The 12,476-nt window shown below is 40.1% G+C and carries 11 protein-coding genes and 1 pseudogene; all 12 read right to left on the bottom strand.

Annotated features, from left to right (window positions below; translation table 11 throughout):
- Window positions 1-86: 86 nt before the first annotated feature.
- A complete protein-coding gene (gene ciaH, locus RYK12_RS00950) occupies window positions 87-1,421 on the bottom strand; it encodes a two-component system sensor histidine kinase CiaH (RefSeq protein WP_314846481.1) in 1,335 nt (444 codons plus the stop codon).
- Complete coding sequence (gene ciaR / locus RYK12_RS00955) at window positions 1,411-2,085, bottom strand: two-component system response regulator CiaR (protein ID WP_000590639.1); 675 nt, start codon at window positions 2,083-2,085, stop codon at window positions 1,411-1,413. The genes ciaH and ciaR overlap by 11 nt, the downstream gene beginning before the upstream one ends.
- A 214-nt stretch (window positions 2,086-2,299) precedes the next feature.
- Entirely contained in the window at window positions 2,300-4,846 is a 2,547-nt protein-coding gene (locus RYK12_RS00960; protein ID WP_314846483.1) for a M1 family metallopeptidase, read from the bottom strand.
- A 121-nt stretch (window positions 4,847-4,967) separates the two neighbouring features.
- Window positions 4,968-5,408, bottom strand: a complete 441-nt coding sequence (locus RYK12_RS00965; protein WP_265475730.1) for an ASCH domain-containing protein — start codon at window positions 5,406-5,408, stop codon at window positions 4,968-4,970.
- Window positions 5,368-6,253 (bottom strand): annotated as a pseudogene (locus RYK12_RS00970) (putative PEP-binding protein). Before RYK12_RS00970 ends, RYK12_RS00965 begins: the two are co-directional and overlap by 41 nt.
- A gap of 47 nt (window positions 6,254-6,300) precedes the next feature.
- Window positions 6,301-7,029, bottom strand: a complete 729-nt coding sequence (locus tag RYK12_RS00975; RefSeq protein ID WP_261008818.1) for a GNAT family N-acetyltransferase — start codon at window positions 7,027-7,029, stop codon at window positions 6,301-6,303.
- Between the two features lie 137 nt (window positions 7,030-7,166).
- A complete protein-coding gene (locus tag RYK12_RS00980; RefSeq protein ID WP_314846485.1) occupies window positions 7,167-7,865 on the bottom strand; it encodes a 3-oxoacyl-ACP reductase in 699 nt (232 codons plus the stop codon).
- Window positions 7,858-8,094: a DUF2829 domain-containing protein gene (locus RYK12_RS00985; RefSeq protein WP_020900648.1), complete on the bottom strand. Its 237-nt coding sequence runs from the start codon at window positions 8,092-8,094 to the stop codon at window positions 7,858-7,860. The genes RYK12_RS00980 and RYK12_RS00985 overlap by 8 nt, the downstream gene beginning before the upstream one ends.
- Before the next feature lie 99 nt (window positions 8,095-8,193).
- Window positions 8,194-9,120, bottom strand: coding sequence for an aldo/keto reductase family oxidoreductase (locus RYK12_RS00990; RefSeq protein ID WP_125454530.1), 927 nt, complete (start codon window positions 9,118-9,120; stop codon window positions 8,194-8,196).
- A gap of 74 nt (window positions 9,121-9,194) precedes the next feature.
- Window positions 9,195-10,010, bottom strand: coding sequence for a hypothetical protein (locus RYK12_RS00995; RefSeq protein WP_314846486.1), 816 nt, complete (start codon window positions 10,008-10,010; stop codon window positions 9,195-9,197).
- 3 nt (window positions 10,011-10,013) lie between these two features.
- Window positions 10,014-10,334 (bottom strand): PadR family transcriptional regulator, encoded by a 321-nt coding sequence (locus RYK12_RS01000; RefSeq protein WP_000665422.1) that lies wholly within the window; start codon window positions 10,332-10,334, stop codon window positions 10,014-10,016.
- Between the two features lie 133 nt (window positions 10,335-10,467).
- Window positions 10,468-12,465 (bottom strand): methionine--tRNA ligase, encoded by a 1,998-nt coding sequence (gene metG, locus RYK12_RS01005; protein WP_314846487.1) that lies wholly within the window; start codon window positions 12,463-12,465, stop codon window positions 10,468-10,470.
- Window positions 12,466-12,476: the final 11 nt, after the last annotated feature.

A 12,476-nucleotide genomic window follows, 5' to 3' on the forward strand; every position in this document is an offset into this window, starting at 1 on the left:
GGTGGTTGTTTTGTCTCGCACCTAACGGAGCGAGACGGACTAATAGTCACATAATCCAAAATATCGCCCCGTCTGGAGCGATATTTTTATTTTTTCTTTTTAGATGGTGTATGGATGGCAATCTTCACTTCAAAGATTGTTCCCTTTGGTTTATTATCTTTAACAGTAATGGTTCCTTTTAGGGCATCTACAATTTGCTTGGCTAGGGATAATCCTAAACCAAAACCACCTTTTTGACGGGTTCTAGCCTTGTCCACTCGATAAAAACGATCAAAAATTTTCTTCTTATCTTCTGCCGAAATACCAACTCCGTTATCAGAAACAAGTAAATACAGATTACGGTCAGTAGCTGAAATCATAAAATCAATTTCACCATCTTCTTCAGTATACTTGACAGCATTATCAAATAGGATGGTCATCAGTTGTTTTAAAAGGAGCTGATCTGTGACAATCGTTCGATGGATACGATTTTCAAAACGGAAGACACGGTCATTTTCAGAAGCAATCATCTCATAGTTTGTGAAAGTCGTATTGAAAAAACTGGTTGGAACTTCTGCAAGTTCCGGCTTAATTCCATCATCTCTCCGAGCTAAATTCAACAAGTTTGTCGTCAAAAACCGCATATTTCGGACTTCTTCCAAACTCGATGCAATGCTTTCACTCACATCCATAATGGTAGCTTCTGGCTTACGGAAAAGGGTCTCTAAGCGATTTTGCAAAACTGCGAGTGGAGTTCGTAACTCATGACTGGCATTTTCAACAAAGGACTGTTGCTTCTGCATACTCTCAAGCAGAGGACGAACACTGACTCTAGCTAGATAGAGACTGGCAAGCAAAGACAGAATCCAGAAACTTGCCATCACAATCACAATCAATTGCTCATGCTTTTGACTGGCTTGCTCCAACTGACTGGTATTAATCAAGACAGCTGCATACTTGATATTGGTTGAAACCGAACTGATATTCGTTTCCATCAAAATCATGCGATAGATTTCTTCTTGTCCATAGCTATTAAAAACTTGAATCTGATAGATATGTCCTAGTTCTTTTTTCTCTAACTTAATCTTATCCAATCCCAAAAATCGGTTTCCAGAAAGGAGCTGGGTAAAATTCTTATCAAAAAGAATGACTTCTGTGTTAGAACTGACATTGGGTTTTACTTCAGTCTTGCTAGTATCTGTAGCGGCATTCTCTAAATCTTTAATCTCTTCTGTTGCCCTATTTACTGCCAGCTGGATAACTGCCTGAGGATTTTCACTTAGTCCATGAAGCTTATCATCCACCGAAGTATAGAGACTCGAATGCATGACCTGTAAAATAATCAGAGTCATGGTAGAGAAAATCAGGGTGAAGACACCAAAGTTGCGGATAAAATAACTAAAGTCATCCGCATACCATGTTTTTTTTAGTTTACTGAACATCTTTTAAAATATACCCAACACTGCGCAAGGTTTGCAAATTCTCTGCAAAAGTGGTTCCTTTTAATTTCTTACGGACTTTTGAAACATAAACTTCGACAACTGAAATCGTTGTGTCACTATCAAATCCCCATAGACGATCAAAAATCTGAGTCTTAGGCAAAATAACATTTTGATTTTGAAGGAAATAAACTAATAAATCAAACTCTTTACCCAGCAATTCGACAGGAGTATCTTCGACTTTAACGGTATTGGTTGACAAATTAACCACAATATTTCCATAAGTCAATGTGTTTTCATTAAACTTGCCTGAACGTTTGAGAAGGGCTTGAATCCGCATTTTGAGTTCTTCTAAGTAGAAAGGTTTGGTCAGATAGTCATCCGCTCCCAGTTCAAATCCATGTCCCTTGTCATCCAAACTTTCCTTGGCAGTCATGATCAGAACTGGAGTCGTAATCCCCTTTTCACGCAATTCTTTCAAGACTTGGAAACCATTTTTTTCTGGCAACATCAAATCGAGCAAAATCAAATCATAGACGCCACTTTCAGCTTCGTAGAGACCTTCTTCACCATCGAATACCTGCATGACATCCGCAAAATCGTCTAAAAAGTCAAATACTGAATTTGACAGGCCTAGGTCATCCTCAACCAATAAGATTTTTATCATGAGAAACTCCTCCTTAATAAAACCATTATACCAAATTTGCCTTAAAAAAAACTCAACTCTCTGCATTTTATACTCAATGAAAATCAAAGAGCAAACTAGGAAGCTAGCCGCAGGCTGTACTTGAGTACGGTAAGGCGACGCTGACGTGGTTTGAATTTGATTTTCGAAGAGTATTACATGAGATAGCTGAGTTTTCTTTTTATTTTAGGCTTATTTATGCGTTTCCGTATTGAAGAACGACTACTTCCACTGCAGCTTTTTCACGGTTAATCAAGTCAACACGCGCTGCAATCTCCTTGATTCCCATACCGATGTTACGGCTAAGAGCAAGGTCAGAAAGTTGTGGCTCAAAGAATTCCTTGTACTCTGCCAAGCGTTGCTGAGTCTTAAATACGTGAGCAGGAAGGATAACAAAGCTATCAAAGCTCATATCTCCACCAAGAGCTGCCTTAATCCAAGCCCAGTTTTCACGCGCCCAAGACCAAGCTGTTTCCTGAGTTACTTGGTGAGCTAGGAATTGGTAATACCAAGCAGACAAGTCCTGCGGTTTCACCACAAATTTGTCCTTCCAAGCAGCAATCAAGGTTTGGATATTGTCCGCATCTTTACTATAGGCAAGAGCGGCTGCCAACTGACGTTTAAAGACAGCATCTGTTGCGTGCGTATAAGTATCAAGATAAAGTGCTAACAAGTCTTTGGTCTCATGATGTTTCATCTCATTGATAAGGACTTGTGAGCGAATAGCTGCTGGAAGTCCTGCAAGCTGATCATTGTGAGCTTCGAAGATTTGGCTAGCGACTTGACTAGCTTCTGCATCATTTGAGCGAATCATCATAGAAATGGCCAACTGACGAACCAACTCATCCTCATCTGATTCGCCATCTTTAGCTTCAAAACCAAGACGGTCATAGTTATGACGAGCCAATTTAGCAACCAAGGCTTTGAAGGCTCTTTCAGCTTCTGTTCCTTCATCGATAAAGCGCTCAAGGGCAGAAATGACTTCAGAAACAGCTGAAACGACAAGGTAAGATTCTTCCTTAGCAAGTTTATCAAGAACTGGTAGCAAGTCTGCATAAGAAATGTGTCCTGCTTCAGCAAGCAAACGACGTTCTTGGACGATTTGCAGTTTACTTGTGTTATCAAGCTCAACTAGGTCAGCAAGAAGTGCATCCAACAAGTCTCCTTGATAGTCTGTAATGTAGTGGGCTGTATTTTCAGTATTGAAACGAAGAGCTCCGTCATTTTCAGCAAGAAGAGCTGCGTAGCCTGGAATTTCGATGCTTTCAGTTTCAAGTGTATCAGGCAAGCCTTTCCAGTTGCTATTGAGTGGCACAACCCAGAGACGGTTCTTGTCTTCGTGCTCACCGATGAAGAATTGTTTTTGTGAAATCTTCAAGACATCATTTTCAACTTTGACAGTGAGAACTGGATAACCAGGTTGTTCCAACCAAGAATCCATGAAGGCTGCGACATCACGTCCTGACGCTTGACCAAGGGCATCCCAAAGGTCACTACCAATGGTGTTGCTGTATTGGTGTTTTTCAAAGTAAGCGTGCAAACCTTTAGCAAAATCAGCATCGCCCAGCCAACGGCGAAGCATATGCATGAGACGGCTTCCTTTGGCATAGACGATAGCTCCGTCAAAGAGTGTATTGATTTCATCTGGGTGTTTGACTTCGACGTGAACTGACTGAACTCCATCAGTCGCATCGCGTTCAAGAGCGTGAGGCACTCCACCTGTTTGGAAATCTTCAAAGATATTCCAGCTTGGCTCAATGGCATCCACACAGACATATTCCATCATGTTAGCAAAGCTTTCATTGAGCCAAAGGTCATCCCACCATTTCATAGTAACGAGATTGCCAAACCATTGGTGAGCCAATTCATGGGCCACAACAAGGGCAACTTGTTGACGACTGGCAAATGTAGAGTTTTCATCTACAATTAAGCAAACTTCACGGTAGGTCACAAGACCCCAGTTTTCCATAGCACCAGCTGAGAAGTCAGGAAGGGCGATATGGAGAGATTGAGGGATTGGATACTTAACTCCATAGTAATCTTCGTAAAACTCGATTGAGCGAACAGCGATGTCCAGTGAGAAATCAAGGTTAGATAATGGGTGGGCTTTGGTTGAGTAGACACCTACAAGGGTACCGTTTTTAGTTTTAGCCGTCACACCTTGCAAATCACCCGCAACAAAGGCTAACAAGTAAGAAGACATGCGAGGTGTTGTCTCAAACTTCCAGATACCTGTTTCCTTACGGTTTTCAACATCGATTTCTGGCATGTTAGACAAGGCCAATTCACCTTCTGCTTGGTCAAAACGTAGAGAGAGGTCAAAAGTTGCTTTGGCTTCTGGCTCATCCACACATGGAAAGGCTTCGCGCGCAAAATGACTCTCGAACTGAGTAGACAAGACTTCCTTCTTGACTCCATCAACTGTGTAATAAGAAGGGTAAATCCCTGTCATGTTGTCTGTAATTTTTCCTGAGAAAGCGATAACCACTTCAACTTGACCAGCCTCAGCTAATTCAATATGAAGGGCTTCATTGTCATGATCAACTGTGAATGGGCGAGCTTCCCCTGCAACTTCTACAGAAGCGATTTCCAAGTCTTTTTGATGAAGTGAAATACGATCACTCTGTGCTTGACCAGTGATGGTCACTTTCCCTGAAAACGTCTTGGTCTCACGACTCAAGTCTAAAAATAAATCATAGTGTCCAGGAACAAATTGCTTAATAAAATGTTCAACTGCTTGCATAGTTTTCTCCTATCTAAGTTTAAGAGCTAGAGCTCTTCTTCAAACAAACTTATTATATCATGTTTTGCTTAAGAAAAAAGGATTGGACGGTCATTTCCAAAACTTTCTTCCTTCTAGCAGTCTACAGTGGGTAGATCTTGCGAAATTCTTCTAAAACAACCTTGCTTTCAGGTGTAAAAGTCAGTCCTGCTTCTCTCAGCCACTCGGCGAAACAATCCTCATGAACCTGACGCCAATAGGCTAGGGATTTGTCACCTTCCCCTTCCTTAAAGGCATGTTGAGCAGAAACTTGATTGAAGGGCTGGACAGAAACCTTTGTAATTTCGACAATACAGACAGCCTGATTTTGACTATCTAAAATGATGTCAAAGGTGCCTTCTTGCGGAAGGGGTTCATCTTCTAGTGCGTAGAGGTCGTAGGCTGATGCAGTTGCCGTCTTTTCACCTTTTAAAACCAAATCTGCCAAGAGATCGGCTTCTACTCCAAAAGCCCAAGCATCGATTTCATCTCCTATAGAGGGGTTAATTTTCTTGTATGCATTCCACATTTCTTGCGGTGTCATAGGTTGCTCCTTTGTAATTTCTTACTTTCTTCTTTTATATGTTTGAGATGGTCTGGATGGTCAATCTCTAAATTAAAAATCTCTGGAATAGAACTATAGTGGATAATGCATTCGATACCCATCTGATTCATTTTTTGTATGAAAGAAACATTCAGATATCCTGCTACAGCAAAGTCAATCTTTTTCATCCTTGCTTTATCCTGCATCTGTCTCAGCATATCTAACATAATTGGACTTTCCATATCATGCCATTGACTGTTTCTCACAGTCGCAAAAACAAAAGAAGTCAAATCATTCATTCCAACCACAATCTTTGAAATACCAGCTTCCAGTATGCTGTCTAAGTCAAAATATGCTGACGGTAATTCAATCATCGTGCCAATTTTCCCAGTAAAACCATGCTGACGCAATACTGTAATAGCTTGCTTTAACTGCTCAGCATCATTGACAAAAGGAAAGATAACAGATAGATTGGGATTGTTTTGATAAACTTCTGTAACGACATGTGCTTCAGCCTGAAATTCATCCGGACACGCCAGCAAACGCCTAGTTCCTCTATATCCAAACAAGGGATGATTTTCATCAAAATACTCTTTAGTCCCCGTTAGACGATTAGCTTCTGTATTCGTTAATTCAGTAAAACGATACCAAACTTCTTGATCTGAGTACAGGGAGCAGATAGTCTCTAGATAATCTTTTACAAATTGCTGACAACTTGCTAATATGATGTTTTGATTGAGCTCTCTCAACAAGTATTCCCCACGAATCATTCCAATGTGGTGAAATAGTTGTGGGTAAACTTTTTCAAGAATTTTTTCTCCACTAAGAGCAAGTTGATTTTGCATGTCCATTCACCTCATCTTAAAAGATATAATATCAGATATCATTATCATTATATGAAACTTTCCTCTAGTTCAAAAGCTTCATAAGGTTCAACTAACTCATATCCTAAAAATTCTGCTACTTTTTTGGAAGCCTCGTTATGAGCATCCCAAAGTGGAAACATATCTCTATTTAAACTCTCTAGAATCATTGCAGCACCAAGTTTTTTAGCAAATCCATTTCCTTGTTCGTTTGGTCTAGTAGCAACTTCCACTTCAACTGCTCCACGGTAAACTAACCCTGAGGAAATCCCAGCAATCAGTTCATTATTTTTAAGAATCACAAAGCCAAATCCACCTTTTAAAACAAAATCCTGATAGGACTCAAAATCCCCCTGTAAATCTTGTGACCATTCTTCCTCAGAAAAACTGTCATAAATATGATTATCAATAGGCACAATATTGTAATCTTCCTCTAACTGACTAACTAGATTATTTAGAAATTCAACTTGAAAATTTGCCTTATCTTTAAAAGAATAGCGAGTAAAAGACTTTAACCCCACTTTCCGATGCAGAAAATCTTGCCAATTGGTATTTTCTGAAATAATAATCTTATAATCTAAACCATATTTCCTAACAAAATCTTCCCAAAATCTGGAATCCAACTCCCCTGCTAGGTATAGAAAATTCCCAACATCATAAAAGCTTGTTGTCCTATCACTGTTTCGGTAGACAGTTCCGATTTGAGATTTAAGACCATAGAGAACCATATTTTTCTTCCATGTTTTAAATAGTTCCATTATCCCCCTACTTCACCTTCCAATTCATATAAGAAGTCTTGTCCAGTTCTGGAAATCCTAATAATTCAGACTTGACCTTCAAGACTAATGACGATGCATTTTCTTCTGTGATCTCTTGAATATCCATCCAACTCCTCCTACTTCAAAGACCAGCCACCATCCATTGTCAAAATTTGTCCCTGCATGGCAGATGCCTTTCCACTGGCCAAAAAGAGACTGACTTCTGCCACTTCTTCTGGCTCGATCCAGCGTTTGATTGGTGTTTCACTGGCAACCCAGGTAGCCAATCCACCTGGCTCAAAGTCCGCAGCAGTCATAGCTGTCTTGACTGCTCCTGGAGCGATACCAAAGACCTGAATCCCAGCTTCAGCATAGTCTAAAGCCAACTGCTTGGTGAAGCCAGCCAAGGCGTGCTTCGAAGAAGTATAGGCGTGTCCACCGCCACCTGCTAGGCTAGAAGCAATGGAGCACATATTGATAATGATTCCTTTTTTATTCTCCAGCATTTGTGTCAAATAATGCCGAGTCAACTCTACTGGAGTAACGTAGTTGATTTCAAAAATCTCTTGAATTTCCTGGGCTGATTGTTCCAAAAGTGGTTTATAATCATCCAAAACTCCAGCAGTATTGCACAAAATATCTACCTGAGGACACCAGTAAAAAATTGGCTCCAAGTCCAAGGTCAAATCTCTCTGCAAAAAGTGAAAATCACCCTGTAAGAGTGGATTTTCACCTTGGTCAACTCCATAAACTTGAAAGCCATTCTCTAAAAAGAGTCGAGCTTGAGCCAGACCGATCCCTGAACTCATTCCCGTAATCAATACACGTCTAGTCATTCACTTCTACCCAATCTGTCGCCAAAACATCACAAGGTGTCGGACTCCACATGGAAAAACCTTCTCCTTCTCCAGACACGTTGATTAGGAAATAAGGTGTCACTTCAAGTGCAACCCCGTTTTGTTCAATGGTGTCAAAAAGTTGGACATAGTTTTCCGCACCTCCCCAACCAGTTCGTACATATTTTTTCTTATCCTTTAACCCAGGTAGAATCTCTTCAAATGTCATGTTTTTCTCCTTTAATATCAATAATTCTCCCCTTCATTATAACAAAAAAACCGCTTTAAAACGGCTTTTTGACTGTGATTTATTTACATCTGCTTCTACTTACGGCAAATTATTCCCTGCAGCTAGATAAATTTCATACCATTCTTTTCTTGTTAAGCTAAAGTTTGCCGCTTGGCTAACTTCTCTCAAGTGCTTAGGATTTGTTGTACCTACGACTGCCTGCATTTTTGCTGGATAACGCAATATCCAAGAAATGGCAATAGTTGAAGAGGTTACTCCATATTTAATAGCTAAACGATCAAGTCCTTGATTTAAAGTTTGAAATTTCTCATTTCCAACAAAATTCCCTTTAAAATACCCAAATTGTAAGACAGACCATGCTTGAATGACCACATCATGTAATTTGCAATATTCAAAAATGCTGCCATCTCGCATAGCTGCTTGACTATCTTCCATATTAACATGAAAACCTGATTCGAATCCTGGTGTAAAAGCCGCACTCAATTGTAGCTGATTAACAGCTAACGGCTGCTTGACATCTTTTTTAAGCAACTCCATCATCATAGGATTTTGATTAGAAACTCCAAAATCTCGGACCTTACCTTGTTTATAAAGAAAATCAAAGGCTTCTGCTACTTGGTCAGATTCCATCAAAGCATCTGGTCGATGAAGGAGCAAGCTATCTAGATGATCAATCTTCAATCTTTGCAAAATTCCGTCAACTGATTTTATAATATAGTCCTTAGAAAAATCAAAATAGGTAAATTCTTCAATGCGAATGCCACATTTGGACTGAATCCACATCTTTTCTCTTAAATCTGGACGATTTTTTAGGACAAGACCTAACAGTTCTTCACAACGACCACGACCATAAATATCAGCCAAGTCAAAAGCATTGATTCCAACAGACAGTGCTGTTTCTACAAGCTCTTCAACTTCTTTTACAGACTTATCTTCTATTCTCATCATTCCGAGAACAATTTCTGATAATTCTTTGTCATCTTGTCCAAGAGTTATGTATCTCATCAAATTTTTCTCCTTTAATTTCTAACATTCTTCCCTTCATTATAACAAAAAACCGCTTTGCAACGGCTTTTTGACTATATTTCACTCCATTTTATCTTCTTAAACCCACGGAAAAAGAGAAAGATACCAAGAAAGAGAACAGCTAAAGGAATAATCTTTGTAAGAAAAACATTTGAAATTCCCATCCACTCATAGTAACGGAGCAGAGAACCCACCACAAGATGGGCAATAATCATACTGACAAATGGACGAAAGACCGCTTCTTTCCAATTCCAAATACTGATGACTAGGGAAATCGTAAAGACAGATAAACTATCCCAGGGAGCAGGAAGATAAAAGGCTCCTTCTTGTATGAAGCTTGCCATTCCTACATATCCCAGAACAACTAGCAGAACAAGAATCCCAACGACAATATAGGTACCAATTTTCATTTTAGGAGAATCTTGGACTAAACTTCTTCGTAAAATTGTAGCCACAAGCCCAAATCCGACCAGAAAAAGAAGAAGTTGGCCTAAAAACGTAAGCAAATTGACTGTTAAGAGAGGACCTTTAGAAAAATCACCTAATAGTTGATAGTAGCGTAATACTGCTAAAACAAGAATTGGCGTCAAAAGGGACTCTTTGATAGAACTGCGAGGTGCTTCCTTGAGCATCTCTTTCATTATTTTTTTAGGATTCTTACCTAGATAATCTTCTGCACTCATGCCATCTCGTTCTGCTTCTGAGAAATCAAGCATCATCAAATAAATCTGCTCTCTGAGATAGTCCTCATCATAGAGAAATCCAGCAAGATTAAAACTATCCCACAGTTCCTCAAAATACTGCTGATTCTCCTCAGAAAACTGATGCAACAAAGCGCTTGTTTCTTCATAATACTTCATTTTCTTCATGGTTTACCCTCCATTCTTAATCCCTTCTACTTTTTGACTCAAATCGTCCCATTGTTGCCAAAAGACCGAGACACGCTCTTCTCCTTCTTTGGTTAACGAAAAATACTTCCGATCTGGACCATCTGGCGACGGACGCATGTCGCCTCTTATCCATTGATTTTTTTCTAACTTTTGCAACAAAGGATAAATAGTTCCTGGAACGATAGTATCAAATCCAGCCTCTCGCAAAGTCTGAACCAACTCATAACCATATCGCTCTTTTTGACCAATCATATCCAAGACACAACCTTCAAGAACACCTTTTAATAGTTGAGTTTCCTTCATTCCTTCTCCCTTCTAATCTATTCTGTAATACCTACTAGTAGCTTCATCTATAATATACCACTTTCACACTAGTTTGTAAAGCATAATAGTTAAAGAAAAAAACAGAACTAGCATGAACTAGTCCTGTCTATTTTTACCCAATCACACTTCCATTCGGTACAGCTGGATCAACTGTGAGAAGAGTTAATTTTCCATCATGTTCAGCTGATAGGATCATCCCTTGGCTGACATATTTCTTCATCATTTTACGTGGTTTGAGATTGGCAACGATTTGAACTTTATTGCCGACCAATTCTTGTTCGTTTGGATAGTATTTTGCAATTCCTGAGAGGATTTGACGATCTTCACCATCGCCAGCATCCAAGCGGAATTGAAGCAACTTATCTGAACCTTCTACTTTAGACACTTCTTTGACTTCTGCGACACGGATTTCTACCTTGTCAAAGTCTTCAAACTTGATTTCTTCCTTGTTTAGTTTTAGTTCAACTTCGTCTGGGTTCCACTCTTTTTCGACTGCTGGTTTATTGCCTTCCATTTGTTCCTTGATATAGGCGATTTCTTCTTCCATATCCAGACGTGGGAAGATTGGTGTTCCTTTGGCAACTACAGTCACATCTGCGGGGAAATCAGCCAAACTCAAGTTTTCAAGGCTAGCTACTTCTTCCAAGCCAAGTTGATTCAAGACTGCACGACTGGTTTCCATCATAAATGGCTCAATCAAGTGAGCAACGACACGAAGGCTAGCTGCCAAGTGACTCATAACACTTGATAATTGGTCACGAAGAGCTTCATCCTTGGCCAAGACCCATGGAGCTGTCTCGTCGATGTATTTGTTAGTACGAGAGATAAGGGTCCAGACTGCTTCTAAAGCACGTGGATAGTCAACTGCTTCCATGTAGGTGTGGTAGTCAGCGATTGATTGTTCTGCAACGTCAGCAAGAGCATGGTCAAACTCTGTCACACCTTCCACATAGGCAGGGACTTGCCCGCCAAAGTACTTATTAATCATAGAAACCGTACGGTTGAGGAGGTTTCCAAGGTCATTGGCCAATTCGTAGTTAATACGGCCGACATAGTCTTCTGGAGTGAAGGTTCCGTCTGAACCAACTGGAAGGCTACGCATGAGGTAGTAACGAAGTGGATCTAGTCCAAAACGCTCTACCAACATTTCAGGATAAACGACATTCCCTTTAGACTTAGACATTTTACCGTCTTTCATGACGAACCAACCGTGAGCAATCAAACGATCTGGCAATTTGATATCCAACATCATAAGAAGGATTGGCCAGTAGATTGAGTGAAAACGAAGGATGTCTTTTCCAACCATATGGAAGACTGTTCCGTTCCAGAACTTGTCAAAGTTAGCGTGTTCGTCTTGATCGTAACCAAGAGCTGTCACATAGTTGAGCAAAGCATCAAACCAGACGTAGACAACGTGTTTTGGATTAGATGGTACTGGCACACCCCATGTAAAGGTGGTACGAGATACCGCCAAATCCTCTAAACCTGGCTCGATGAAGTTGCGAAGCATTTCATTCAGACGACCATCTGGAGTGATAAATTCAGGATGGGACTTGAAAAATTCAACCAAACGATCTTGGTATTTGCTGAGGCGAAGGAAGTATGATTCTTCAGATACCCATTCAACCTCGTGACCTGATGGAGCAATACCACCAGTTACATTTCCAGCTTCATCACGGAAAACTTCCGCAAGCTGGCTTTCTGTAAAGAATTCCTCATCTGATACTGAGTACCAACCAGAGTATTCACCCAAATAGATATCATCTTGAGCAAGCAAGCGCTCAAATACTTGAGCCACTACTTTTTCATGGTAGTCATCCGTTGTACGGATGAATTTATCGTATGAGATATCTAGTAATTGCCAGAGTTCTTTGACTCCAACTGCCATCCCATCAACATAGGCTTGAGGTGTGATACCAGCTTCTTCTGCTTTTTGTTGAATCTTTTGACCATGCTCATCAAGACCTGTCAGATAAAAGACATCGTAACCCATCAGGCGTTTGTAACGGGCTAGGACATCACAGGCGATGGTTGTGTAGGCAGAACCGATATGAAGTTTACCAGATGGATAGTAAATTGGCGTTGTAATATAAAAATTCTTTTCAGACATAATTTTTCCTT

Source organism: uncultured Streptococcus sp. (assembly GCF_963518475.1).
Lineage (GTDB): Bacteria > Bacillota > Bacilli > Lactobacillales > Streptococcaceae > Streptococcus.

Excerpts from the sequence above, each read along its gene's own strand:
- RYK12_RS01000 (WP_000665422.1), bottom strand. The coding sequence starts at position 10,334 with ATGAAGGAAACTCAACTATTAAAAGGTGTTCTTGAAGGTTGTGTCTTG.
- ciaR (WP_000590639.1), bottom strand. The coding sequence starts at position 2,085 with ATGATAAAAATCTTATTGGTTGAGGATGACCTAGGCCTGTCAAATTCA.
- RYK12_RS00990 (WP_125454530.1), bottom strand. The coding sequence starts at position 9,120 with ATGAGATACATAACTCTTGGACAAGATGACAAAGAATTATCAGAAATT.
- RYK12_RS00960 (WP_314846483.1), bottom strand. The coding sequence starts at position 4,846 with ATGCAAGCAGTTGAACATTTTATTAAGCAATTTGTTCCTGGACACTAT.
- RYK12_RS00980 (WP_314846485.1), bottom strand. The coding sequence starts at position 7,865 with ATGACTAGACGTGTATTGATTACGGGAATGAGTTCAGGGATCGGTCTG.
- RYK12_RS00985 (WP_020900648.1), bottom strand. The coding sequence starts at position 8,094 with ATGACATTTGAAGAGATTCTACCTGGGTTAAAGGATAAGAAAAAATAT.
- ciaH (WP_314846481.1), bottom strand. The coding sequence starts at position 1,421 with ATGTTCAGTAAACTAAAAAAAACATGGTATGCGGATGACTTTAGTTAT.
- RYK12_RS00975 (WP_261008818.1), bottom strand. The coding sequence starts at position 7,029 with ATGGAACTATTTAAAACATGGAAGAAAAATATGGTTCTCTATGGTCTT.
- RYK12_RS00965 (WP_265475730.1), bottom strand. The coding sequence starts at position 5,408 with ATGACACCGCAAGAAATGTGGAATGCATACAAGAAAATTAACCCCTCT.
- metG (WP_314846487.1), bottom strand. The coding sequence starts at position 12,465 with ATGTCTGAAAAGAATTTTTATATTACAACGCCAATTTACTATCCATCT.
- RYK12_RS00995 (WP_314846486.1), bottom strand. The coding sequence starts at position 10,010 with ATGAAGAAAATGAAGTATTATGAAGAAACAAGCGCTTTGTTGCATCAG.